At 57.8% G+C, this 24524-nt stretch carries 30 protein-coding genes; 10 read left to right on the forward strand and 20 right to left on the reverse strand.

Annotated elements, in window-relative coordinates; genetic code table 11:
• Positions 1-5: 5 nt before the first annotated feature.
• The 7 genes from FFI16_RS20365 to FFI16_RS20395 all read right to left on the reverse strand — a co-directional run bounded on the left by FFI16_RS20365 (position 6) and on the right by FFI16_RS20395 (position 5495).
• The gene (locus FFI16_RS20365; protein WP_138816517.1) at positions 6-1133 is read right to left on the reverse strand and encodes a DUF2586 domain-containing protein; all 1128 of its coding nucleotides are present in this window, start codon (positions 1131-1133) and stop codon (positions 6-8) included.
• 11 nt (positions 1134-1144) lie between these two features.
• Positions 1145-1825, reverse strand: coding sequence for a virion morphogenesis protein (locus tag FFI16_RS20370; protein WP_138816519.1), 681 nt, complete (start codon positions 1823-1825; stop codon positions 1145-1147).
• On the reverse strand, positions 1815-2264 hold the full coding sequence (locus tag FFI16_RS20375; RefSeq protein WP_122527441.1) for a phage tail protein: 450 nt from the start codon (positions 2262-2264) through the stop codon (positions 1815-1817). Before FFI16_RS20375 ends, FFI16_RS20370 begins: the two co-directional genes overlap by 11 nt.
• Entirely contained in the window at positions 2261-2731 is a 471-nt protein-coding gene (locus FFI16_RS20380; RefSeq protein ID WP_138816521.1) for a head completion/stabilization protein, read from the reverse strand. The genes FFI16_RS20375 and FFI16_RS20380 overlap by 4 nt, the downstream gene beginning before the upstream one ends.
• 97 nt (positions 2732-2828) lie before the next feature.
• Positions 2829-3554 (reverse strand): phage terminase small subunit, encoded by a 726-nt coding sequence (gene gpM, locus FFI16_RS20385; RefSeq protein ID WP_138816522.1) that lies wholly within the window; start codon positions 3552-3554, stop codon positions 2829-2831.
• Positions 3551-4573, reverse strand: coding sequence for a phage major capsid protein, P2 family (locus tag FFI16_RS20390; RefSeq protein WP_138816523.1), 1023 nt, complete (start codon positions 4571-4573; stop codon positions 3551-3553). Before FFI16_RS20390 ends, gpM begins: the two co-directional genes overlap by 4 nt.
• Position 4574: 1 nt before the next feature.
• Entirely contained in the window at positions 4575-5495 is a 921-nt protein-coding gene (locus FFI16_RS20395) for a GPO family capsid scaffolding protein (RefSeq protein WP_138816525.1), read from the reverse strand.
• A 161-nt stretch (positions 5496-5656) separates the two neighbouring features.
• Between FFI16_RS20395 and FFI16_RS20400 the strand changes: the two genes are divergently transcribed.
• From FFI16_RS20400 to FFI16_RS20410, 3 genes are read left to right on the forward strand one after another with little or no spacing between them, the layout of a single operon-like run.
• Positions 5657-7708, forward strand: coding sequence for a terminase large subunit domain-containing protein (locus tag FFI16_RS20400; RefSeq protein ID WP_138816526.1), 2052 nt, complete (start codon positions 5657-5659; stop codon positions 7706-7708).
• Positions 7620-8504, forward strand: a complete 885-nt coding sequence (locus tag FFI16_RS20405) for a phage portal protein (protein WP_138817439.1) — start codon at positions 7620-7622, stop codon at positions 8502-8504. Before FFI16_RS20400 ends, FFI16_RS20405 begins: the two co-directional genes overlap by 89 nt.
• A gap of 57 nt (positions 8505-8561) precedes the next feature.
• Positions 8562-8822 (forward strand): ogr/Delta-like zinc finger family protein, encoded by a 261-nt coding sequence (locus tag FFI16_RS20410; RefSeq protein ID WP_138816528.1) that lies wholly within the window; start codon positions 8562-8564, stop codon positions 8820-8822.
• A 703-nt stretch (positions 8823-9525) separates the two neighbouring features.
• Here the strand turns inward: FFI16_RS20410 and FFI16_RS20415 are convergent.
• From FFI16_RS20415 to FFI16_RS20425, 3 genes are read right to left on the reverse strand one after another with little or no spacing between them, the layout of a single operon-like run.
• Positions 9526-10452 (reverse strand): hypothetical protein, encoded by a 927-nt coding sequence (locus tag FFI16_RS20415; protein WP_256666276.1) that lies wholly within the window; start codon positions 10450-10452, stop codon positions 9526-9528.
• Between the two features lie 5 nt (positions 10453-10457).
• Positions 10458-11081, reverse strand: a complete 624-nt coding sequence (locus tag FFI16_RS20420) for a hypothetical protein (protein WP_138816530.1) — start codon at positions 11079-11081, stop codon at positions 10458-10460.
• Positions 11078-11308: a Cro/CI family transcriptional regulator gene (locus FFI16_RS20425; RefSeq protein WP_138816532.1), complete on the reverse strand. Its 231-nt coding sequence runs from the start codon at positions 11306-11308 to the stop codon at positions 11078-11080. Before FFI16_RS20425 ends, FFI16_RS20420 begins: the two co-directional genes overlap by 4 nt.
• Positions 11309-11458: 150 nt before the next feature.
• On the opposite strand from FFI16_RS20425, the gene FFI16_RS20430 reads away from it, so the two are divergent.
• Entirely contained in the window at positions 11459-12163 is a 705-nt protein-coding gene (locus FFI16_RS20430) for an XRE family transcriptional regulator (protein ID WP_138816533.1), read from the forward strand.
• A 26-nt stretch (positions 12164-12189) separates the two neighbouring features.
• On the opposite strand, the gene FFI16_RS20435 is transcribed toward FFI16_RS20430, so the two are convergent.
• The 6 genes from FFI16_RS20435 to FFI16_RS20460 form a co-directional block, all read right to left on the reverse strand.
• Positions 12190-12486, reverse strand: coding sequence for a hypothetical protein (locus FFI16_RS20435; RefSeq protein ID WP_138816534.1), 297 nt, complete (start codon positions 12484-12486; stop codon positions 12190-12192).
• Entirely contained in the window at positions 12483-12707 is a 225-nt protein-coding gene (locus FFI16_RS20440) for a hypothetical protein (protein ID WP_138816536.1), read from the reverse strand. Before FFI16_RS20440 ends, FFI16_RS20435 begins: the two co-directional genes overlap by 4 nt.
• A gap of 3 nt (positions 12708-12710) precedes the next feature.
• Positions 12711-13268: a hypothetical protein gene (locus FFI16_RS20445; RefSeq protein WP_138816537.1), complete on the reverse strand. Its 558-nt coding sequence runs from the start codon at positions 13266-13268 to the stop codon at positions 12711-12713.
• 116 nt (positions 13269-13384) lie between these two features.
• Positions 13385-13657 carry a DUF1654 domain-containing protein gene (locus FFI16_RS20450; protein WP_138816539.1) on the reverse strand — a complete coding sequence of 91 codons (273 nt, stop codon included), beginning with the start codon at positions 13655-13657 and terminating at the stop codon, positions 13385-13387.
• A gap of 67 nt (positions 13658-13724) precedes the next feature.
• Positions 13725-15356, reverse strand: coding sequence for a recombinase family protein (locus FFI16_RS20455; protein WP_138816541.1), 1632 nt, complete (start codon positions 15354-15356; stop codon positions 13725-13727).
• On the reverse strand, positions 15357-16433 hold the full coding sequence (locus FFI16_RS20460; RefSeq protein ID WP_138816542.1) for a hypothetical protein: 1077 nt from the start codon (positions 16431-16433) through the stop codon (positions 15357-15359).
• A 132-nt stretch (positions 16434-16565) separates the two neighbouring features.
• On the opposite strand from FFI16_RS20460, the gene rimO reads away from it, so the two are divergent.
• From rimO to tsaA, 5 genes are all read left to right on the forward strand, one after another.
• Positions 16566-17891, forward strand: coding sequence for a 30S ribosomal protein S12 methylthiotransferase RimO (gene rimO, locus FFI16_RS20465; RefSeq protein ID WP_138816544.1), 1326 nt, complete (start codon positions 16566-16568; stop codon positions 17889-17891).
• Between the two features lie 100 nt (positions 17892-17991).
• Positions 17992-18459 (forward strand): GNAT family N-acetyltransferase, encoded by a 468-nt coding sequence (locus tag FFI16_RS20470; RefSeq protein ID WP_138816545.1) that lies wholly within the window; start codon positions 17992-17994, stop codon positions 18457-18459.
• Positions 18460-18671: 212 nt separating this feature from the next.
• Positions 18672-19382: an rRNA pseudouridine synthase gene (locus tag FFI16_RS20475; protein ID WP_058421638.1), complete on the forward strand. Its 711-nt coding sequence runs from the start codon at positions 18672-18674 to the stop codon at positions 19380-19382.
• Between the two features lie 70 nt (positions 19383-19452).
• The gene (locus tag FFI16_RS20480; RefSeq protein WP_003189058.1) at positions 19453-19914 is read left to right on the forward strand and encodes a DUF1456 family protein; all 462 of its coding nucleotides are present in this window, start codon (positions 19453-19455) and stop codon (positions 19912-19914) included.
• Positions 19915-19917: 3 nt separating this feature from the next.
• Complete coding sequence (tsaA, locus tag FFI16_RS20485; protein ID WP_138816548.1) at positions 19918-20613, forward strand: tRNA (N6-threonylcarbamoyladenosine(37)-N6)-methyltransferase TrmO; 696 nt, start codon at positions 19918-19920, stop codon at positions 20611-20613.
• 65 nt (positions 20614-20678) lie between these two features.
• On the opposite strand, the gene fpr is transcribed toward tsaA, so the two are convergent.
• On the reverse strand, positions 20679-21458 hold the full coding sequence (gene fpr / locus FFI16_RS20490; protein WP_003189055.1) for a ferredoxin-NADP reductase: 780 nt from the start codon (positions 21456-21458) through the stop codon (positions 20679-20681).
• A gap of 124 nt (positions 21459-21582) precedes the next feature.
• Between fpr and FFI16_RS20495 the strand changes: the two genes are divergently transcribed.
• Complete coding sequence (locus tag FFI16_RS20495) at positions 21583-22509, forward strand: LysR family transcriptional regulator (protein WP_026013711.1); 927 nt, start codon at positions 21583-21585, stop codon at positions 22507-22509.
• A gap of 3 nt (positions 22510-22512) precedes the next feature.
• Here the strand turns inward: FFI16_RS20495 and FFI16_RS20500 are convergent, their stop codons facing one another.
• The 3 genes from FFI16_RS20500 to FFI16_RS20510 all read right to left on the reverse strand — a co-directional run bounded on the left by FFI16_RS20500 (position 22513) and on the right by FFI16_RS20510 (position 24459).
• Entirely contained in the window at positions 22513-22875 is a 363-nt protein-coding gene (locus tag FFI16_RS20500; protein ID WP_017137081.1) for a diacylglycerol kinase, read from the reverse strand.
• A 75-nt stretch (positions 22876-22950) separates the two neighbouring features.
• Positions 22951-23601 (reverse strand): response regulator transcription factor ErdR, encoded by a 651-nt coding sequence (gene erdR, locus FFI16_RS20505; RefSeq protein WP_138816550.1) that lies wholly within the window; start codon positions 23599-23601, stop codon positions 22951-22953.
• Positions 23602-23739: 138 nt separating this feature from the next.
• Positions 23740-24459: a tRNA-uridine aminocarboxypropyltransferase gene (locus tag FFI16_RS20510; RefSeq protein WP_138816552.1), complete on the reverse strand. Its 720-nt coding sequence runs from the start codon at positions 24457-24459 to the stop codon at positions 23740-23742.
• Between the last annotated feature and the right edge of the window lie 65 nt (positions 24460-24524).

Genomic DNA, 24524 nt, shown 5'->3' on the forward strand with positions numbered 1-24524 from the left:
GGGGGTTACTCCGAATCGTCGTTGGAAAGATCCAGGGCGATGTTCGCCGTGAGGTCTTTCGGGCAGTTGTGGGGCTTGAGCTTGATGTACGCCTCGACGGCGGTTTTGCTCTTCCAGGTCAGCACGATGTCGCCGTCTTTGGGCGTCTCGATCTCCCCTGGGAATACCTGGCCGGCGAACTTGACCGACTTGGCCATCCGGCGCAGTGGCGCCATCAGCGCGTTGACATTCACGGCCATGCTGTTGGGTGTGTTGTTCAAGCGACGATCAGCCACACGGTGGATCAGCAGCGGCCGCACCTGGCGCGCCGCCTTGTCCGCCAGACGCAGATATTCGACTACCTGGTAGTCGCTGCCTGGGGTGTCCAGCATGTTGCCGTCGCCCCAATAAACACCCGGATAGTCCGGGTAGGTCTGGGAAACAGAAAAGCGCGCCTTGTCCAACTCGGAACGGATTGCGGACGGCAGCGGCACGCCATCTTTATCGACCGGCACACTGCCGAGACCGGTTACGGCACCGGTGGCCACACGCATTGGGCTGTCGGCAATACTCACGGCAGCGTTGGCCAAGCGACCGGCCAACACGCCCAGGTCATTGCCGTGCAACTGCGGCACCACCATCACACGCGGCGCGGCCACGTTGGCGGTGATCGCCTTTTGCTCGGCCACATATTCCGACCAGGACTGCAGCACTGTCGGGCTGGCAGTTGCGGCCATGACAAACAAGCGACGGCCGTAGACGTTATTAACCAGCACAGCCGCGTCGTGCATGGCCGTCAGGTCGTCGCCTTTGGTCACAGGCTGCGTGATAACGACCGCCTCGACCGAAAAGCCCTGCTGCTGGCAATTCTCCAAAGAGGCGCGCCAGTCGGTATCGGCCAGGATCGGTGCCGCCAGACAAGCCCAGCGATCGCCGCCGTTCAATCGTGCGGCGGTGATCTGGGTTTTCAGGTCGCTTGCAGCAGTACCCAGGGCGGCATCGAGGTCGCTTTCGGTATTGAGCGGCACCAGTTTGCCGATGTTTTTGGGAGCGGTTTTCGGGCCTGGCCCGATGTATAGGAAATAGCGCTCGATCTCAGTCACGGCGCCTTGGCCCAGATTGAGATTGTTAACGCTGACTTTGCCAAGTGCCATGCTGTGCCTCGTTAGCGGGGTGAATTAAGGATTTGTTCGAAGACCTGGTTAACCAGCTCGCGGGTTTCGCCGTTGGTTTCCACGCCGAGGAACTGGCGTTTTGGCAAGGTTATGTCCCAGCTTTGCGCGCCCGTTTTCTCTGTTTGTTCGTCGTTCAAGATGCGGATCAGCAAGCCGGCCTTGGCGTAGTTCACATGCTCTTGAATCCATGCCACCGAAGGCCTGGCCAGCGCCTTTTTGCCCTTCTGGCGAACACGAAAGCCCAGCCGGCGCAGGCGCTTGGCCTGTTTGTCGGTGCATGCAATGCCTGGTGGGACTTTGTTCCAGCGCCGCATCTGCGCAGCGGTACGTCGCTCGCTGACGCCGTTGTGCTGCTGGGCAGCGACCCAACGGGTCAAGGCGTTTTTCCAGCCCAGCTCGGCTTCATCCGAACTGACGCGGGTGACCTGCAGCAGCTTGGCCAGGCCGGCTTCCATCTTCTTTTTGCCTTTGGCGCTGCCCTTGCGTTCAGCGAACGGGGTGCCGTCGGTGTTCTTCTGCTCGCGCACACGCTTACGGCTCATCGTCCGCACGCGTGTGGTCACTCTGTTCAGCAATCGCCGGCGCAGCTGCGGAGGCAGTTCAAGCAACGCCAACTGGGCGTCGACGTCGAGCAAGCCCCTGATATCGAGGTCCAGCGGGTTAGCGGCCATTGCTGCCCACCTCGCCATGCTCGGCAATCCACAGATCGAACGGGACGAAGGCCCAGGTTTTGCCGAATGCCTCGATCTCGCCGGCAGGGTCTTGGGCGAGGTATTGCGGCTCGACGAACTCCAGGGACAAGTCCACGTCGAAGGTGTCCTGGTCGAGGGGTTCAACGGCAAACAGGGGCGCCGGCAGTTCGTGGCGGTTCCGGTCAGGATCGTGGGTTTCCAGCCAACTACCCACAAGGGCCATCAGCCTGGCCGGATTGCCGGCGAAGCGTTCCAGGGAGAACACAGCGCGATAGCGCATGTCAGCCATGTGCAGGCCGTCGCGGTCGGGTTTCCAGATCAGCTCAAGGCTGACCTGCTCGGTCCAACTGTCGAACTGCTCAGGCTCCACCAGGTTGCGGGCCATCAGATAGGCGGTCAGCGCCTGCAGCTGGATCACAGCAACGCCGCCGTGATGCGGCCACGGCCCTGCAGGGCACGCACGGCTTGCTGGCTGAACGCCAGGAAGGTTTCGGCACGCTCAGGCGCTTCCTTGCCGGTGTTTTCGGCGCTCTCGCGACGGGTCACGGTGGCAAACTGGGGCAGCGAATTGCCCTTGGCTCGGCTGTAGACGGCGCGTTTATAGAGCGTGACTTTGTGGGCATAAGCCCATCCGGCCGGAGTCGCCACACCTGCAACTGCCTCCAGATTCGAAATACCAGCCGCCTTCAGCGCCGCTTTCACGCTGGCAAGGTCGGTGTTTACCTCGAACATAGCGTTTTTCAGTGTGTCGGCCAGCAGCTCTACCAGGTACTCCGCCGGCACGCGTTGTTCCTTTTGGAATTCGGACACAGAGAGGTCTGGCCAGAAGCCGTCGTTCTCGATCGTCAGTTCCACAAAGGTGGTGGGTTTCCCGGAAAAGCTCATTGCTGGCCGCTCAAATAGGGCGGGGAGTCTGTTTTCAGTGGGACGGTCCATAAATGGGCGGCTCACTTCCACAGATCCCCGCTGGGGGGGTAGTCGGTTATTCGGTGGCCGGGTTAGCGGCCGTTTGTTTTTCCAAGGTTCTGCGGATCTGTTTGATGCGCGTGTTGTTGCCGGCCTGGGCGTACAACTCCGTCGAGCGCTCCAGGTGCTTGAGCGCGGTCTCCCACTGCTCGGCCTCCATGGCGCGCATGCCGATCAACTTGTGGTACTTACTCGGGATCTGCTCGGTCAGGTTCCACTCACCATCAACTCGCGGCAGTAGGTCGGACAGGTAAGGTTCCGGGCTGCGCTTGGCGGTGTATTCCGCGTAGGCCCATTCACACACGGCATCGGCAACAAAGGTCTGGATGTCGCGGCGCTTGAAGCGCTCCGGCATCTGCTGGCCCTGTTCCATGAGGAAGTCAGCAAGCTCCAGGGCGTCTTCGAACTGCGCGGTATCGAACAGCCAGACCATGACCTGCACCGCAACACGATTCGGGAAATTCAGGCCGGATTCGCAGTAGCGCTGGACGTATTCCTGGTACTTGGGCAGCAGCTCACCGCGCTTGAGCGCCTGGCGTCCGGCCAAGCCGTTGATAGCGCTGATACGTTCCAGGTCCTGGTCCAATGCCGCTTCCTGCAACAGCAGGTGTTTGCGTGCGTTGGCAGGGCTGCTTAGGGCATCAGCCGGGGAGTAGGCCAAGCCTGCAGTAGCGGCGAGCGCCGCTACTGCAGTGCTGCCCAAGGCCAGGGTGCGGCGCTTGTGCGCCAGGGCCAGGCTCACGCGACTACCAGCTCAACGTTTTCGGTGAACGCGATCTTTTCCAGTTGCTCGATCACATAACCTTCGTTGCGGCTGTTGTAGTCCTCAACGCGGGAGCGCTTCGGGTTCTCGATCGTCTGCTTACGCCAGCTGGTGTCCTGGTAGTAAATCGAGAGGTTGTCCCAGCTGGTGACCAGCACCGCGTTGACCGGGAAGTTCGGGACGCTGAACGCCGGCAGGCCGCCATAGGTCGCGATCACCTGGGCGTTTTCGATACGCTCCTTTTCGGTCGGGGTGTCGCCCTGCTTGGTGTACAACTTGGCCTTGTCAGCGGCGAGCAAATCGGTGCCGATGATCGCGACCAGGTCGCCGTCTTCGCGCAGGATTTCGTCCACCATCTGCTTGGTGTCGTGCACCAGGGCATCAAGGTTGGCGTAGTCGCCACCGGCGCCCAGCGTGACCTTACCGGCAGTCTTACCCTCTTTGAGCACCTGCTGCGGGGCTTGCTCGCGAAGTTGCTGCAGCCAGCCTTTGTTAACATCCTGCAGCTTGGGATTAGCCGCCAAATCGGTCTGAGTTGCAGCACGGGTGCCGTGGAAACCGATAACGATCCGGTCTTGGGCAATACGCTTTTGCACCGCTGCGGAATAGCGCTCTTTGAAGTCGGGGAACTTCGCCCAGGCATCGATCTTGGCGTACGGCAGGCCAACGTCCGACTGGGTATCAGCCAGCTCGTAGGTAGTATTGTCCAGCGCCGAAGCATCCTTGGCTTCTCGATCGGTGGTCTTGGTGTTGGTGCGGCCAGTGACTGGGCCATTCACACCGATGAAGACTTTTTCGCCCTTGATCTCACTCACCGGAACGACGTTGATACGCTCCAGGAAATCAGCCTTGGCGGTGATCGCGTCGTTCAGCTCCTGGGCGATCGTGGGTTCCACACTGAACATGCGGCTCGATCGCTCGACGCCATAGGCTTCGGCCATCGCTTCCTGCAGCTCGGCATATTGCTTGGCGCCACGGGCGCTTAAAGGCTGGGCCATATCAGAGCACCTTCTTTTTGGTGGTGGTCACTGGGCCGGCGTTGCGCGGCAACTGGCGGCCGGCCGAGGCGTCTTTGAGCGCGGTGAACTGCTTCTGCAGCGCATCCAGCTTGGCAAGTACAGCCTGATTACCCTTGTTCTTGCGGCGGAATTCGCGCTCGTCCTCGGCAGTGGCCACAATCTCGTCCACTGCTGCGCTCACGTCGTCGATCAGGTCCGAATCTGGCGCGGGCGCATCTTCGGCGGCTGGTTCAATGACGGCCTGCAGGCCGGCAGCGACAACCAGCAATTGGGCCACCAGGGCCGTCAAAGCCGTTGCTGTAGCTTCATCCATTGGGGGTTTGCTCTCTGTTTGGGGTGGAGTGGTTTCGGCGGGCAGCACGTCGGCGGCGAAACGCTTGAAAAAGCCGGTCAGGGCATTGATCAGTCCGGTTTCGGCGGTGGGTAGGCTGTCGTCCTGAAGGCGGCCGAGTTCGACCGAGGCGGCGTAATAGGAAGCGCGGCTGTTCTTGTGCGAAAAGTAGAGTTCCTGGGTGCCGACACTCGCCGGCTGGTCGGTAACGCCCAAGCCGGTCAGATAGGCTTTACCCTTGCCACGGAAGTCGGGGGTGATCTCAATGCTGGTGAACAGTTTCTGGCCTTGGTCATTCAGATACAGCAACCGATCGTTGGGCTTCAATTGCGCTTCCAACGCCACTTCGCCTGGTTCCAGGTCTTCGGCTTCTTCCACCAGACGCACCGCGTAAACGGTGCCGTGGGAGCCTGGCAAGCGTTCGTGATCGCACCAGATCACAGCCGTGTAAAAAGACGGCTTGTAGGTTTCAGCGATGTCGCGCAGTTCCTGGGGAAGGATCACGCGCCCATCAACGGTGGCTCCGCTGGTGGCGACACGTTTCCAGAACGAAACAAGGGAACGGGGCATGGGTTTGACTGCGCTCAATCACTGAATGAGCCGCCACGATAGGGAGCCGCCAAGCCTCAAACAAACGGTTCAAATGCGCGTTTCTCCTATATTCGACATATAGGTGGATCACGGAATTTAACCCCGCGTTTCCAGCGTTTTCGCCGCATAGACTGCGGCCCATGTACTACTCGACCGAAGTTAAAGAAGCCGCCAAACGCCTGTTTCTGCGCCGCTGTAAGGCAAAGGAAATTCAGGCGCAGCTCAACCTGCCCAACATCCGCATCGTCTACTACTGGATACGCCAGGGCGGTTGGGAAGACATGCTGTCGGATGAAGAACCGCTGACAGCCGTGGGCCGGCGAATCACCCTCCTCCTGGACAAAGCCGGCAGCCTGACCAAGGACGAGCTCAACGAGCTGGACCGGCTAACCACAGTGCGCGAGCGTCTGTTAAAGCAAGCGGCCAAACCGTTGCCAGCACCGATCGGGGAAACTTCCGGTGAGCCACAGGAAGGCCGCCAGCGGCCGCGTGGCGAACGCTCGGCGCGTGGGGATAGCAGCGGGAAGAAACGCGAAAAGAAAGCCAAGAACGACATTAGCGGGCTGACCGAAGTCGACTTCCTGGATAAGTTCATCAGCAAGATGTACCGCTATCAGCAGGAGCTGTTTGCCGCGAAGCAAAATCCGCTGACGTGCCGAATCCGCAACATCCTGAAAAGCCGCCAGGTGGGCCTCACGTACTACTTCGCCGGCGAAGCGTTCATGGACGCCGTGCTGACCGGCGACAACCAGGTATTCCTGTCGGCCAGCCGCTCGCAGTCTGAGATTTTCCGCAGTTACATCATCCAGTTTGCAAAGCAGTGGTTCGACATCGAGCTGACCGGCAACCCGATCACGCTCAGCAACGGCGCCGAGCTGCGTTTCCTGTCGACCAACAGCAGCACCGCCCAGGGCTACCATGGCCACGTCTACGTCGATGAGTATTTTTGGATACGTGACTTCGACAAACTCAGCACCGTGGCCAGTGCCATGGGCACCCACAAGAAGTGGCGCAAAACCTACTTTTCGACGCCCAGCGCGGTCTCGCACCAGGCGTACCCGTTCTGGTCGGGCGAGGAATTCCGCAACAGCAAGCGCGGCAAGAAGGCCGGCGGCACCTGGCCCACCGAGGCGTCATACACCCAGGGCGCATTGTGCCCCGACGGCCAATGGCGCAAGACCATCACACTGGACGACGCCATCGCCGGCGGCTGCGATCTGTTCGACCTCGAGCAGCTGCAGCTGGAGTACGACGAAGACAAATTCCAGCAGCTGTTCTACTGCAAGTTCATCGACAGCAGCCAGAGCGCGTTCGGCCTCAAAGACCTGGAGCGGTGCTACTCCGACCTGTCGTTGTGGGAAGACTTCAACCCGGATCTGGATCGGCCGTTCGGCAACAGCCCGGTGTGGCTTGGTTACGATCCGAGCCGCACCCGCGACGACGCCACGTGCGTGGTGGTCGCTCCGCCACTGGAACCCGGGGCGAAATTCCGCATCCTGGAAAAACACAGTTGGCGTGGGCAGTCGTTCAAGTACCAGGCCGACCAGGTCAAGAAACTTACCGAGCGTTTCAACGTACAGCACATCGGTATCGACACAACCGGTATCGGCTACGGCGTGTTTGACCTGGTGCGCGACTTCTATCCGCGAGCGACCGCGATCCATTACAGCCTTGAAACCAAAAACACCCTGGTACTCAAGGCCCAGGACACGATCCAGGGGAGCCGCATCGAATGGGACGCCGGCTGGACCGATATCGCCCAGGCGTTCCTGACCATTAAGCGCGGCACCACCACCAGCGGCCAGGTCACCTACAGCGCATCGCGCACTGACGCAACCGGCCACGCCGACATCGCCTGGTCGATCATGCACGCCCTGTTCAACGAACCCCTCAACACCAACAAGCGGCGCCGTAGCCGCTACGTCACGAGCGGAAACAATGCCCAAGCAACGACACAAAAAGCCCCAAACCAGCCAACCGGCGCGACAGCCACAGCCCATGCGGGCGTTCACGTTCGGGGAACCCGAACAGGTGTTGTCCGGCAACATCGGCGAGTACCTGGGGGTATTTCTCAGCGACGACGGCGAAATCTACAAGCCGCCGGTGTCCCGGGCGGGCCTGGCCAAGCTGCTACGCGCCAACGCGCACCACGGCGCCATTCCCAAGTTCAAGCGCAACCTGCTGTTGCGTGAATTCATCCCATCCGAAGGCTGTAGCACGCAGACCATGGGCCGGGCCAGCCTGGACTACATGGTGTTCGGCGAGGCCTATTTTTACCGCGATACCAACGCTTTTGGTGAAGTGCTGGAAATGCAGCACCTGCCAGCGATCAACATGCGGGTGAAGGTCGACGGCGGATTCAGGATGTTGCTGCCAGACAGCAAATATATGGACTTCGACCAGGACGAAATCGAACACGTCCTGGACTACGACGTGGAACAGAACATCTACGGCGTGCCTGACTACCTGGGCGGCCTGCAGGCGCTATTGCTCAACGAAGCCGCGACCCTGTTCCGCCGGCGGTACTACAGCAACGGCGCGCACGCGGGATACATCTTCTACACCAACGACCCGGACCTGACCGAGGAAGACGAAGAGAACCTGCGCGCCCAGATCAGCGCCAGCAAGGGCGTGGGCAACTTCCGCTCGATGTTCGTCAACATCCCCAACGGCAAGGAAAACGCAATTCAGATCATCCCCGTGGGGGACTTTCAGGCCAAGGACGAGTTGGAGAAGGTAAAGAACATCACACGCAATGACGTGATCGCCGCCTGGCGGATGAACCCGGCCCTGGCCGGGATCATCCCGGAGAACAGCGGTGGGTTTGGGGACATCGAGAAGATCGACCGTGTGTACACCAGCAACGAGATCAGGCCAATTTGTCAGTTGTTCACCCAGCTCAACGACTCATTACGCCAAGACAGGAGAATTAGCTGGAAAAAGCAAGAAACCCCCATACAAAACACTGATCAAATACACAGTATTTAGTGATTATCACCAATGAGAAAGGCATAATGATGGCCATCAAACCCTGGGGAGGGGTCCATGCGAATCTACTGCACTGCCTGCGATCACAAGGGGAGAATCAGCTCAAGGGAGGAAATTACCCGGGGCTTTGTGAAACTATATTGCCAATGTCTGGACGCCCATTGCGGGCATACCTGGGTATCCGAGCTGACTTTCAAGCACTCGTTGCGGCCGCCGACGCAACGCATCGAAACGCTTCTGTTCGAACGCATCAGGAATCTGCCAGCGGAACAACAGCAAGAGCTATTCCTCCAGGTCGGAGCCTCGCAACCAGCCTGACCGCAGAGACCAAATCGCTTACTCCTCGCTTTAACCAATGCTCACCGAGGCAGTGCCACCAGGGGGCACTGTTTGACGCCGCTCGTGGCTATCACATCGGAATGCCTGCAGCGCAGGCATATAAGCCGCCAACACATTCTCATATGACTCCAACGATCGTGGTGCGGCGCTACCCGCGAAGCGGCCGGTTGCCAGTCAAAACCCCACCAAAAAATTCCAAATTCGCCGCCGGTGCATGTCCGCGTTTGATGCCCGTGAAGTTTGCAGCTCACCTCGGCGCGCCCAATTACCGCTGTGTGGTCGCTAGATCCCCGGCACAGAGTGCTGGGTATCTAGCATGGGTGCAGGGCACTGCCCTGCCGCTGGGCGGGCGCGCAGCCCGCGCTCCTCATAAAAAGCTGAGCGTAGCGAACTGAGCCCCTGGGCGAAGGCATCATCATGTACCCAACACACTGACCCTGTGGACACCTCGAAAATCTCTTTTTTTTACCCTTTGGGGATGCTGGGAGGGGTATAAAATTCCGTTTAATTCAAAGGCTTTCTGGATCGCGCGGGCGCGCGCCGGCGCCGCAGGAAAGTGACCATAAAAATGGGGGATGACGCGGCGAATTTATCCGCACAACGACGCATGCGGGCGAGAAAAGTACAGCGTTAGGATGGTTTTTCGACCACCAGGCGTAACCTGGCCTCGCAGGGGATGCGATTAATTCGTCGGTGTGTCTTTCTTGACCTGGACGTTGCGTAGCAGGCGTGCCATGGACTCGTCCACGCCACCTGAGCCTCTGTCCGGCTCCAGGGGAGGCTTTAACCCTCCAGGTGATCCGCCAGTAGGGATAAGTGTTTCGTATTGGCCATACGCATGAGCCGCCTTGCGCGCCTCACTCTTTTCCCAGTTGCTGCGCGATTGCTGTCGCCGAAACGCTTCCAAGGACGCCTTTTCTTGACGTGCCGCTCGCAGGCCGCTGACTTCGCGTAGCTCCTTGTCTCGGCGTTTGAGCGCGGCCTTTTTGGCCCGGTACCAAAGATAGCGCACGCCAAGGTCTGCAAAGAACTTCTCGGTGAATCGGACCAGGACGCGAGTTCGCACCAGGTTAAGTCCGGCCTCGTCCTTTTCATCCAGACGCACTTTCTCAATTCGCCGATAAACGTACCCAGCAAGGTCCATGCTGTGCATAAGGCGGTTGAGAGAAGCTGGGGACATTTCGCAATCTTCCGCGATGCCACATTGCGTGTTGAGGAAGTACTGCCCACGCTCGACGTCGAGCCACCCCAGCACACCGGTGGCCAAGTCCAGACGCAGCAGCATCTGCTCGGAAGCCTTGGCCAAGGCATCAAACTTTTCGGAGCGCGTACGCCGACCGCCATGGATGGTGTCCAGATCCCGCAGGTATTTGCCGCGTAGGTCACCGATCTGGCGCAACCGAGAGAAAGCCATACGTAGCAGCGGGTTCTTCAGTTGCTGACCTGTCAAACGACGCGGCGCCGAATACCGAGGGGCGCGGATCGGGGCGTGCAAAGCAGCGTGGGGGCTTTTCTTGTCTCGATGCACAGCGGCGGGTCGGCCTTTAACGGGGCTCCCCTTACGGCCGCCGGCCGGACGCGATTGGCTTTCCTTGTCCAAGGTAGTCACGAAAGCTAGTTCACCTGGGACAGGTGAGGTCGCTCAGGCTGCTCAAGCAGCACCGTCTCAGCACGTGCACGCAACTCTGCGCATCGAGCCTCAACCGAACGCAGCCGATCGACAAACTCAGGTAGCTTTTCCAAGTCCTCACCGTCAATACGCCCATCAGCAAGAATCTCGCTACCCAAGGCGACGGTACTGCCTAAGCGTGCCACCAGTTGACCAAACGCCCCTAACGGACTGCCTTCGCCATTCAGCTCACGCGCACCAGTCAGACCGTGGCGACTGGCAAGCTCATTGATGCAGCTCTCTTTAAAGTCGCCATCCAATGCCTCTACCCACGATTCCTCTACCCAACTCGGTAGATCGACTTCGCCACTCAACCAACGGCCGACGCGGCGCAGCCAGGCACCCGACGCCCTTAGAAAGGACGTGGAGTCGCTTGCCTGGGCAAGAGCTGAGAAATCCGGCACGTCCTTGCTGGAAGCCTTGGCGGGGATCTGATGGTGCAAATTCGCACTCAGTACCTGAGCGAAGTCATCCTGGCTGAAACCAGTGCGAGCAATCATCTCGACGGCGTGGGCAACTAGGACCTGGTCACGGGAGACAGACAACTGTCGAGAACTGGACGTAGTCATGCGGCGTTGCTGCTCGTAGGCTGCTTCGCGTCTTGATCATCCTGGACATTGGACGGAAAGGGCCGCACCTCTTGAGCCACACAGGCGCCGTCCGCGCCCACTGTCACTTCAATGTTTCGACGCATTTTCAACGCTTTCGCGATGGAGGCTGGTTTGACGCCCAACGCACGAGCAACCCGGGCCTGGCCGATCTTTTTGACGAAGTCACTCAACGAGATTTTTTCCACGACATACACCTTAGGTGTCTATGAACGCAGAATATTAGCCTATGGCTAAATCAACCTCAAGATTAAATACGCCAATGGCTATTTCTATTATCGAAAATACGACGCCAATGGCTAACCAATAAATATTAGCCTACGGCTTATAATCACTGCATGACGACCTCAAAAAAACCGCTGTCCGCCCCTTTAATGGCTGAGTGCAAAGCTGCAAACGATCTCTTTCTCGCGAAAAAGAATCTGTTAAAGCTCACTCAAAAAAAGATCGCTGAAGCGGCAGGAATCACCCCTGTGTCCGTAAACCAGTACCTGCGCGGCATAAATCCGCTGAACGCCCGGTTTGCAGCAGTGCTGGCGAAGGCGATCCAGGAACCAATTGAAAGTTTCAGCCCGCGATTGGCAGCAGAAATCGCCGAGATGGCGAACGTCAGTCCCATGGTTCAGCCTCACCGGAACGCCACTGAATATCCGCTGGTTAGCTGGGTTGATGCAGGTCGAGGGATTGAGTCGACAGGGGTCTATCCGAGTGGTATCTCGGATGAGTGGCTGAGTTCCACGGTGAACGCTGGCCCAAAAGGTTACTGGTTGCGCGTCAAGGGCAAGTCCATGACCTCGGACACGCCGCCCACATTTCCAGAAGGCACGCCGATCTTGATCTGCCCGGAGGGCTTCGACCTCATCAGTGGGAAGTTCTACGTTGCGCGGAACCTTACCAGTGGAGAAGCCACGTTCAAGCAATACGTACTCGATGCCGGCGTGGGCTACCTCGTACCATTGAATCCCAGTTATCAGCCCGTTGTGCTCGACGAAAGTTGGGAGATTATCGGCCGGGCGATCGACGCGAAAATTATTGGAATGTAGACACTCGCCCTGACCAGGTTCGGCATTTATCCGCCTACCGCAGTTCGTTTAGCCGGGGCCACGACATTCGAAGGCACGATACCAGGGGGGGCGCTGTGCACGACGATATGCCCCTGCCCTATCTTAAAGTTCTTAACAACGGCAATGCATACGTTCCACGCCTCCTTGGCCACGGTATCACCTGACTCAACCACATTACCCTGGTCGTCGATAATCGCCAGCCGCGCCGGTCGGCCGTCCGCGGTGGTGAACCGGTAGCCGCTGGTGACGTTTGCGCTGATGCGTCCGTGCTCAAGGGAGCCTGTCTGTGGAATACCGATCATAATTGGGCCCCTTGCTCTGTCGCAGTGTCCGTGTACTTGTGGAATATCAGAGCGATCGCATTTGCATGCAGTGCCCGATCGTTTTGAGCGCGTTCGATCGCAGCCCAATTTTCAGAATTGATGGCGCTATCAATATCGTGGTTAGCGCCTCTCCAACCGGTGATGCCGCTCTTAAGCAATCGCTGATCTAATTCCGAAAGGGTAAGGGACAGGTTGGTCATTGTTCAGCGCTCCCTACGATAGGTCGCTATAAACTCTCGCACACAAGCAGAGAGCAGTTCGTAAGCCTGGTCACGAGAATTAGGTAAGCGAAGCGGTAAGGTTATGCCCACGCTATCCAGTTCGAAGTGGAAGACGGTGCGCGTGGGCTCACATACGCTCGGCCGAAGCATTAACCAAAGGTTTTCGATCTCCTCCACTGGTAGCTCATACGTGCCCTGCTGCAATCGCACCGCTTCGCGAAGGACGAACTCCAGATCGCTCACCAGCAGATACTCATCGACTTCCGGCACGGTGCTGACGCTCACCCCACTAATCAGGTCTTCAAGAAACCTGACGGCGCGCAGCCCAGTATCTTTCCGAACAGCCAGCGTGATCGTGTTGACACTGTCACCCAACGCCACACTCATCGATACGGCGCGCTCGCATTGTTCAATAGCGACGGACGCCGTCGCACAACCCACACCATTGCTATCAAGGAGGGTATGTACGAATACGCCGTTCTGGGTAATCTGCTGAGAAAGCCTCCCCCTGGCGGAGGGAGGCAGATGAAGAGTATGCATTCGGTAAATCTCCGTTACGCCCTAGGCAGCGCAAATGACTGCCAGGTACAGACGGAAATAAATTAGCCTACGGCTTATTTTATATCAAGCCAAAACCTAATTTTTCGTAAAATAAATTAGCCGACTGCTACTTGAGAAAAATGCTGATTTGTCCATTTCAGTTGAGCAGCGCTCGCGTCGATATGCGTGACCCGCACGCTTTCCTCCATCTCCAGTTGGTCCAAGAATGTGTCCCAATCGTCTGCACTTTCACCAGGTTGTAGGACTATAACGGTCTGTCTTTTGTCCTGGGCGGCAGAGCTGTTTATCTGGCGGTGGATACGGAGAATCAGACTCTCGTACGGTGTGTACGACTGGCTGACGGCACCAGATGAGGTTTGACTCGACATGAAAGCTCCTTGCTACTACTGTATAAACAAACAGTATAACCGATCTGTCTCAGCTGTCACATTCAAGCTATTCCCAGTCCTCGCTCGCGACCCATTCCCCATTTTTTCGATTGATCCGAAGCAAGCGATGTTGACCGGAACGCGAGAACAATTGCACGTCAATGAACGGTCCGTTACGACCGTCAGTTTCCATTCCGCGCATGAAGATTACGATGCGATTGAACGTATCCATAACCAACTGCCGGACCTGCTCACGGGCGCTGTAGTCGCCCTCCTTTACTAGCGCTGCCAGCTCTGACCAACGCTCAGCTTGGGCCGGCCGCACTGCTCCAGCCGTAGCTGCAGCTTCGTGTTCTAACTGAGTAACGGTCTGCTCCGCTACTGCCTGCTGTTGTTCAAGCTCACGGGCTTTACGAACAAACGCTAACGGCGCAGCGCCACTCTCATCAGCCAGGAGCGCATCGGTGACTTTGGTCAACTGGTTGGTAATCTTGGCAACAGCAGCTCGAGCAGCGACCAAGCGCTTTTGGACCGTCTGACCTGCATCACCAGCTTGCAGCAACCTGGCCAGATTGATCTGGTCGGAGCAAAAGCTGAGAACCGCACGTTCAACCGGCACCACGCTGCAGCTTCCACCATAGGAACATCCGCCGTTCTTGCTGTAAGAGGTACAGTGCAAACGGCGATGGCCATCAGCGATGGTGCCGTCGGCGCGCCGGCGACTCATGATGTTTTGCGCTACCACTGCAGTTCCGCAGTAGCCGCAATAAGCTAATCCGACGCCGGTGATGATGCCCGGTATTTCCCCAGCACCACGGCGGCGGAATCGCTGGCTTGCCAGGTGCTGTAATTCGGCCCATTCGATGTCTGACAAAACCCTCGGGTAGTACTCCTCTAGTTCATAGTCTTCACCGTCAAGACTCAAGCGCTTTATGCCCCGTAGGGCTGGCTGTTTGATCATCCGGTAAATTTGGAGGCCAGATATACCCCACTCCGTGAGTTTGAATCCTTCATCATGCATAACGTTTGCAGCACGCCCCGCACCGAGGCCTTGGCTATACAGCTCAAGCGCACGTTTCACCGCGGCTACACGATCGGGGATCAACTCCCAGCCTTCGGGGGACAAGCGAAGCCATTGTGGATCTTTACCGTTTCGAATGAGGCCACGATACGTACCTGCGTTCCACCCCTCGCACTGCCGGCGAATTGCTGCCTTTACACGCTTTGATTTTGTATCAGACTCTTCGTGCGCACGAATCATTACCAAGAGTGAATAAACAAGGTCCATTGGTTGGGCCTTTAGACCTGCACGGTTGTACTCACGTCCATCACTGGCCGTAACTACGGTAATACCCGCGTTTATGATTTGAGCCAACTGGGCCTGAGCCTGTATTGGTTCTGCTCGACTAAGTCGATCAAGCCCCTCTACGATCAAGATAGAACCATCTACAATCCGTCCATCCTCGACTGCTTGTAGAAAAACACCAAGCGCTCCCTGCTTAACATGGTGTTGATGATAGGCGGACAAACCTTCATCTCTCAGCGATAAGGTTTCGTCCAAAACTAAACCCTTTTGGACAGCCCAGCGCTGAGCATAATGAAGCTGACGATCGGCGCTATTCCCGACCGCTTGTTTGGGATCAGAGAAACGTAAATAGCTATAAACTTTGGGACGGTGAGACTGCCCAACGGTTTCCATTTAAGCGCCGCCTGCATCATTTTTCGTGGAGACTTTTTTAATCTTTTCAAGCATTCCGGACAAGGAGTCGAACATTTGAACCATATGATTCATATCAGCTGCTTTCGTATTTAATGCTTCAGGCCATTTTATCTCTTCCGATAGTACTTTCAGAATTTGCGCCTTCGTCGCAACTAAATCTTCGGAGTCTCCACCAGTGAACTCTTTAACCGCATAATATGACAAAAGGTAGCGATCAAAAACTGATTTGACTTTCATAAATTGAATAGACGAATCTATGAAGCTTCGATACTGCTTAAGAAACCAGGCCGCCAAAAATTCGACTACCAAGAATGTTAGCGAGCATGACACGACGCCAAAAATCAACTGCTTATCAACACCCCACACATGAGCTATTATTTGCCAAACAAAAATAGAAGCGACGTAAAAATAGATGCCCCGTCGCAAATACATTGTCCCAGTATCGAGGAGTTTAGAAGCCTTCTTTTCCGAGAGTTCTATGTGTCTATCAAGAGATTTCGTAATTCCATGAATGTAACTTTCAACAGACGTAAACTCCCGATGCTCTTGCTTAGAATCGGCAACTTTAACTTCTGGATTTTCGTCTACAACGTCATGCACTTTCGAGTTTACCGTATGAAGACGGTGCTTTAACTCAAGAATCTGTGTCTCAAACTTTCTATTACTAGCCCGTTCATCTAGATCTACAAAACTTGAAGAAGTCGCGTGTTTCGGGCTTGCATTTTCGCGATACTGCACATAGCAAAGAAACACACCAACAGCCAGCGCTAAAACAGCGATGACGACTTTATAATCTATAGACTTTAAAGAGTCTGGCGACAATACCACTGTAAAACCAGTCGGCATAATCAGAAGAAACAACGCAAAAAATGCGGCAATTATTGAAGCAATTAGAAGCTCCAACTTCGAATAAGCGTTCTTCTTTTTAATTAGAACGTTAGGTTCCCACGTATATACAACATCCCCTGTGCTTTTTGCAAAATTTCCAGCCGCATCTGTTACACGGCCAAATTCATCTATGTAAACTCCATCAGGCTCACTATTCCGATAATCCATTCAGCAAACTCTCCCAACGACAAACGCGAATGATTGTTAAAGGCAACTATACTTTTTGCGCATTTTTTGCACAGCGACTACAATCGCGCGCCACGAATTTTGACCAGGGTAGACCCTGCAGGCTGTGAGTATATGAGTAATAATCCACGTGTAGGGTTTATATCGCTAGGGTGCCCGAAGGCTCTGGTCGACTCCGAGCGCATCCTTACGCAACTGCGTATGGAAGGCTACGACGTTGTGTCCACCTACCAGGACGCCGACGTGGTGGTGGTCAACACCTGCGGCTTCATCGACTCGGCCAAGGCTGAGTCCCTGGAAGTGATCGGCGAAGCCATCAAGGAAAACGGCAAGGTCATCGTCACCGGCTGCATGGGTGTGGAAGAAGGCAATATCCGCAACGTGCACCCAAGCGTGCTGGCCGTGACCGGCCCGCAGCAGTACGAGCAGGTGGTCAATGCCGTGCACCAAGTGGTGCCGCCGCGCCAGGACCACAACCCGCTGATCGACCTGGTGCCGCCGCAAGGCATCAAGCTGACGCCGCGCCACTATGCCTACCTGAAGATTTCCGAAGGCTGCAACCACAGCTGCAGCTTCTGCATCATCCCGTCGATGCGCGGCAAGCTGGTCAGCCGCCCGGTGGGCGATGTACTCGACGAGGCCCAGCGCCTGGTCAAATCCGGCGTCAAAGAGCTGCTGGTGATCTCCCAGGACACCAGCGCCTATGGCGTCGACGTGAAATACCGCACCGGTTTCTGGAACGGCGCGCCGGTCAAAACCCGCATGACCGAACTGTGCGAAGCCTTGAGCAGCCTGGGCGTGTGGGTGCGCCTGCACTACGTTTACCCGTACCCGCACGTCGACGAGCTGATCCCGTTGATGGCCGCCGGCAAGATCCTGCCGTACCTGGACATCCCGTTCCAGCACGCCAGCCCGAAAGTCCTCAAGGCCATGAAACGCCCGGCCTTTGAAGACAAGACCCTGGCGCGCATCAAGAACTGGCGCGAGATCTGCCCGGAGCTGATCATCCGTTCGACCTTTATCGTCGGCTTCCCAGGCGAAACCGAAGAAGACTTCCAGTACCTGTTGGATTGGCTGACCGAAGCGCAGCTGGATCGCGTTGGTTGCTTCCAGTACTCGCCGGTGGAAGGCGCCCCGGCCAACCTGCTGGACGCGGCCATCGTGCCGGACGACGTAAAGCAGGAGCGTTGGGAGCGTTTCATGGCGCATCAGCAGGCCATCAGCTCGGCACGTCTGCAACTGCGCATCGGCAAGGAAATCGAAGTGCTGATCGACGAAGTCGACGAGCAAGGCGCAGTGGGCCGTTGCTTCTTCGATGCGCCGGAAATCGACGGTAACGTGTTTATCGACGATGCCAGCGGCTTGAAGCCGGGTGACAAGGTCTGGTGCACCGTGACGGATGCCGACGAGTACGACCTGTGGGCTGAAAAGCGCGACTGATCAAAAAAACCTTAAAAGCCCCGCCTCTGAGCAAGATGCGGGGCTTTTTTAGGTCTATCGTTTGCCCATCAGCGCCGATCATCGGCAAGGGGCAGCGGGCATGCGTCAGCATTCGGTTATCCACACACCTAAAACCAGCGACTACGCGCAATTGGCGCAAATCTGGGAAGACTCCGTGCGAGCGACCCATGATTTTTTGCCGGACAGCTACATCGTACTGCTCAAAGAGCTGGTGCTGACGCGCTACCTGGACGCGGTGATGCTGATCTGCACCAAGGACGCGCGCCAGCGCATCACCGGGTTTGCCGGGGTGGCCGCCGGCAAGGTCGAGATGCTGTTTATCGACCCGCAGTACCGTGGCCAGGGCTTGGGTCGGCAATTGCTGCGATACGCGATCGAGCACCTGAATGCCGATGCGCTGGACGTTAACGAGCAGAACCCGCAGGCCCTGGGGTTCTACTTCAAGCAGGGTTTCGAGGTGGTCGGACGTGCGGAGCATGATGGCCTTGGCCAGCCGTACCCGCTGCTGCATATGCGCTTGCGCCAACAGCAGCTGCGCAGTGGCTGACTGAATGCAGTGCCAATGTGGGAGCGGGCTTGCTCGCGAAGGCAGTAGCACATTCAACACCTCTGTTGACTGACGCACCGCTTTCGCGAGCAAGCCCGCTCCCACATTTTGAACCGCGCACTGACCAATAAAACCACTACGCTGAAATGGGTCCGGGATTAACCGCGCCCACACAGGTACAATAGCCGCCCCCTTTTGCTACGGCCCTTGTCATGACTGACCCCATACGCCTTTCCAAACGCCTTATCGAACTGGTCGGTTGCTCCCGTCGGGAGGCTGAGCTGTTTATCGAAGGCGGCTGGGTCTCGGTGGACGGTGAAGTGATCGACGAACCGCAATTCAAGGTCACCACCCAGAAGGTCGAGCTGGACCCAGAGGCTAAAGCCACGGTGCCGGAACCGGTGACCATCCTGCTGCACGCCCCGGTGGGTGTGGATGTGGAAACGGCGATGGCCTCGATCAGCGCCGAGACGCTGTCCGAAGAGCACCGTTTCAGCAAACGCCCGCTCAAAGGCCACTTCCTGCGCCTGACCGCCAGCGCCGACCTGCAGGCCAAGGCCAGCGGCCTGTTGGTGTTCACCCAGGACTGGAAGATTCTGCGCAAGTTGACCGCCGATGCCGCCAAGATCGAGCAGGAATACGTGGTCGAGGTTGAAGGCGACATGGTTGCACATGGCCTCAACCGCCTGAACCACGGCCTGACCTACAAAGGCAAAGAGCTGCCGGCTGTCAAAGCCAGCTGGCAGAACGAAAACCGCCTGCGGTTTGCACTCAAAAACCCGCAACCGGGCGTAATCGCCCTGTTTTGCGAAGCGGTCGGTCTGAAAGTCATCGCCATCCGTCGCATCCGCATCGGCGGCGTGTCCATCGGCAAGGTGCCGGTCGGCCAATGGCGTTACCTGTCCGGCAAAGAGAAGTTCTAAGCCGCCCCCCCTTTTCTCGGCACCGGCGACTCTGCGCGGTGCCCTCAGTTGAATACCAGGATTGCCCACCATGATTCACAACGACGTATTGCGCAGCGTGCGCTACATGCTCGACATCAGCGACAACAAGATGGTCGAGATCATCAAGCTCGGCGGCATGGACGTCACCAAGGAAGACCTGCTGACTTACCTCAAGAAAGACGAGGAAGAAGGTTTTGTGTTCTGCCCGGACGACGTCATGGCGCACTTCCTTGATGGCCTGGTGATCTTCAAGCGTGGCAAGGACGAAAGCCGTCCGCCGCAGCCGATCGAAACCCCGGTGACCAACAACATCATCCTCAAGAAGCTGCGCGTGGCCTTCGAACTCAAGGAAGACGACATGCACGCTATCCTCAAGGCTGCTGAGTTCCCGGTGTCCAAGCCTGAGCTGAGCGCGTTGTTTCGCAAGTTCGGTCACACCAACTACCGCACCTGTGGCGACCAGTTGCTGCGCAACTTCCTCAAGGGCCTGACCCTGCGAGTTCGTGCATAAGCCATGAGCTACTCGGTCTCGCCCGTCGGCTTTGTGCGCTCTTGCTTCAAGGAGAAGTTCGCCATCCCGCGCCAGCCGCAGTTGGCCCCGGCCGCCCGTGGCGTGCTGGAGCTGGTGGCGCCGTTCGACCAGGGCGAGGCGGTGCAGGGCCTGGAGCAAGTCAGCCATGTGTGGCTGCTGTTTCTGTTCCACCAGGCCCTGGAAGACAAGCCGCGCCTCAAGGTGCGGCCGCCACGCCTGGGCGGCAACACGTCCATGGGCGTGTTCGCCACCCGCGCAACGCACCGCCCCAACGGCATTGGCCAGTCCGTGGTGAAGCTGGATAAGGTCGAGCCGGGCCGCCTGTGGGTTTCCGGAATCGATTTGCTCGACGGCACGCCGGTGCTGGATATCAAGCCGTACGTGCCGTACGCGGACATCATTGACACCGCCACCAATGATATTGCCAGCAGTGCGCCGCAGCTGATTCCCGTGCAGTGGTTGAAGGCCGCCCTGTTGCAGGCGCAAGGCCACGCGCAGCGCCTTGATGAGCCGCTGGTGGCGCTGATCGAGCAGTGTTTGGCCCAGGACCCACGACCGGCATATCAGACGCCAGGGCCTGAGCGTGAATATGGCGCGCAGTTCTGGGATGTGGATGTGCGTTGGCACTATCCAGAGGCGGGTGTCATCTGCGTGCTGGAAGTAGTACCGGCCAAGTAAACGCCGAAAACAACTGTGGGAGCCAGCTCCCACATGAGCGGCTCCCACATTTTTTTGAGCAGTGTTTACTTCTCGACGAACGCGCGCTCGATCAAGTAATCACCCGGTTCACGCATACGTGGCGAAACTTTCAGGCCGAAGCTGTTCAGCACTTCGCTGGTCTCGTCCAACATGCTTGGGCTGCCGCACAGCATGGCGCGGTCGTCCTCGGGGTTGATCGGCGGCAGGCCGATGTCGCTGAACAACTTGCCGCTGCGCATCAGGTCGGTCAGGCGGCCTTCGTTTTCGAACGGCTCGCGGGTCACGGTCGGGTAGTAGATCAACTTGTCACGCAGCGCCTCACCGAAGAACTCGTTCTGCGGCAGGTGCTCGGTGATGAATTCGCGGTAAGCGACTTCGTTGACGTAACGCACGCCGTGGCACAGGATCACTTTTTCGAAGCGCTCGTAGGTTTCCGGGTCCTGGATCACGCTCATGAATGGAGCAAGGCCAGTACCGGTGCTGAGCAGGTACAGATGTTTGCCCGGTTTCAAATCGTCAAGCACCAGGGTGCCTGTCGGTTTTTTGCTGATGATGATCTCGTCGCCTTCCTTCAAGTGCTGCAATTGGGAAGTCAGCGGGCCATCGGGCACCTTGATGCTGAAGAACTCCAGATGCTCTTCCCAGTTCGGGCTGGCAATGGAGTACGCGCGCATGAGTGGGCGGCCGTTGGGCTGTTGCAGGCCGATCATCACGAACTGACCGTTCTCGAAGCGCAGGCCCGGATCGCGGGTGCACTTGAAGCTGAACAGCGTGTCGTTCCAGTGATGAACACTGAGGACACGTTCGTGGTTCATGTTGCTCATGTACGGGGAACTCCTGGAAATGGGTCTGCGCCAAAGATGAGATGCGCAATTGCACAGCATTCTAATGGCGGCGACAATATCTGTTAACTGGATTATTAAGATAAGGGTTATCGGTTATATCGATATGCGATTTACTCTACGTCAACTGCAAGTCTTCGTCGCCGTCGCCCAGCAGGAAAGCGTCTCACGCGCTGCTGGCCTTCTGGCCTTATCTCAATCCGCCGCCAGCACCTCAATCACCGAGCTGGAGCGTCAATCCAGCTGCCAATTATTCGACCGCGCGGGCAAACGCCTGAGCCTCAACGCCCTCGGCCATCAGCTATTGCCCCAGGCCGTGGCCCTGCTGGACCAGGCCAAGGAAATCGAAGACCTGCTTAATGGCAAGTCCGGCTTCGGCTCCCTGGCGGTCGGCGCTACCCTGACCATCGGCAATTACCTGGCCACCCTGCTGATCGGCAGCTTCATGCAGCAGCACCCCGAGAGTCAGGTGAAGCTGCATGTGCAGAATACTGCCAATATCGTGCACCAAGTGGCGCATTACGAAATTGACCTGGGTCTAATCGAAGGCGACTGCAGCCACCCGGACATCGAGGTACAAACCTGGGTCGAGGATGAGTTGGTGGTGTTCTGTGCGCCGCAGCATCACTTGGCCAAGCGCGGTGTGGCGACCATGGAAGAGCTGACCCACGAAGCATGGATCCTGCGCGAACAGGGCTCGGGCACGCGCCTGACCTTTGACCAGGCCATGCGCCATCACCGCAGCGCGCTGAATATCCGCCTGGAGCTGGAACACACCGAAGCGATCAAGCGCGCGGTGGAGTCAGGGTTGGGGATTGGCTGCATTTCCCGGCTGGCGCTGCGCGATGCGTTCCGTCGCGGCAGCTTGGTGCCGGTGGAAACCCCGGACCTGGACCTGGCCCGGCAGTTCTACTTCATCTGGCATAAACAGAAGTACCAGACCTCGGCGATGCGCGAGTTTCTGGAACTGTGCCGTGCGTTTACCGCCGGGGTTCAGCGCAGCGACGAGATCGTGCTGCCGAACATTGCCTGAGGCTTAGATCAGGATTACGGCCCACACCAGGGTGATCATGGTCAGCGCCACAAATTGCGCGGCGCTGCCCATGTCCTTGGCGTTTTTTGACAGCGGGTGGCGGTCGAGGGAAATCCGGTCGATAGCCGCTTCCACCGCCGAGTTGAGCAACTCAACGATCAAGGCCAGCAGGCAGACCGCAATGAGCAAGGCGCGCTCGACCCGACTGACGTGCAGGAAGAAACTCAGCGGGATCAGGATCACGTTCAGCAACACCAACTGACGGAATGCCGCCTCGCCGGTGAAAGCTGCGCGCAGGCCATCCAGGGAATAGCCCCCTGCGTTGAAGATACGTTTGATACCGGTTTGACCCTTGAAAGGCGACATAGATGTAGGCAACTGAACCAAAGAAGTGGGGAAACTAGATCACGCAAAGTCAAAAAAGCGTGAATCGGGTACAGCTTAATGCTGCGAAATTGACTCAAGTTGTTGCAAGAGCAGCGCCGCCTGGGTGCGGGTGCGCACGCCGAGCTTGCGGAATATCGCGGTCACGTGCGCTTTGATGGTCGCTTCCGACACACTCAGCTCATAGGCAATCTGCTTGTTCAGCAGGCCTTCGCAGACCATGGTCAGCACCCGGAACTGCTGCGGCGTCAGGCTGGCAAGGCCATCACGGGCGGCCTTGGCTTCGTCGGACACGTTGATTTCTTCAAACGCTTGCGGCGGCCAGGACACATCACCATCGAGCACCTTGCGCACCGCGTTCTGGATGTCTTCCATGGCGCTGGACTTGGGAATGAAGCCGCTGGCACCAAACTCCTTGGAGCGCACCACCACGTCGGCCTCTTCCTGGGCCGAGACCATCACCACCGGGATCTGCGGGTATTGCCCGCGCAACAGCACCAGCCCCGAGAAACCATAGGCACCGGGCATGTTCAGGTCGAGCAGCACCAGGTCCCAGTCGGACTTTTCGTTAAGGCGGGCTTCCAGCTCGGCAATGCTGGCGACTTCCACCAGGTTCACGTCAGGGCCAAGGCCCAAGGTGACGGCCTGATGCAGCGCACTGCGAAACAGCGGATGGTCATCAGCTATCAGGATTTCGTATGTGGCCATTGATTAAATGATCCTGTTTTTAGGGGAGCCCTGATCGGCGCCCAGCATGCCCAGCGCAGTCTGGGGGGTCAAGCACTACGCCCGTGGGCATTTTAGCGGGTTGCGTGTTTACGGTGCCATCATGCAAACGTCGTCTGGTTATACCGTCGGGATATGGGGCGCGAGCCGCGTGTGCACGCTGTCCGCAGGGTCCACCGGCAATTGGAATTTAGCCGCCAGGTAATGCGTGCTGAACACATCGAGGTAGGCGTCCAGCACTTCGCTGGCCGCTGGGTCGCCGGCCAGCTCCAGGCACAATGCCGCAACCTCGGCGGTACAGAAATGATCATCGCGCCTGGACCGACGCAGCTTGTAGCGCGACAGCTGCTCGGGCGCCAGGCTCAACACCGGCAAATGCGCAAGATAAGGGCTTTTGCGGAACATCTTGCGTGCTTCGCTCCAGGTGCCGTCGAGAAGGATAAACAACGGGCGCTTGCCGTCTTGCACCTTGACCTCGCTGCACACCCGCTCAGGCGCAACGAATTCGCCCGGAAACACGATATAAGGTTGCCATTGCGGGTCGGCCAACAGGGTCAGCAACTCGGGGTCCACTTTTGTGCGTGACCAGGCGAACGCGGTGGTGTCGTCGATCACATCGGCGATCAGCCAGCCGGTGTTGCTGGGCTTCATCGGTTCCACGTCATGCATTAACAGGCACATGGCGGAGCGGGCCTGCACTGTCGGGCGCCAGGCGCAAAGGCAGTACTCGGGAATCACCCGGCAGCCGGGGCAACGTTCGGCCCGTGAGCCGCGGTTTAGAAACGGCCGGACGGCGCGCGCCAGGCGCTGGGTACGCAAGCGGGAGACAGCGTGGCTCATCGGCTGCACCGCGAGCAGAGGTCAATCGACACAGAAAAAACTCGAACAAGGCTAAGTGTCCGCAG

It is taken from the genome of Pseudomonas sp. KBS0710, from assembly GCF_005938045.2.
GTDB lineage: Bacteria > Pseudomonadota > Gammaproteobacteria > Pseudomonadales > Pseudomonadaceae > Aquipseudomonas.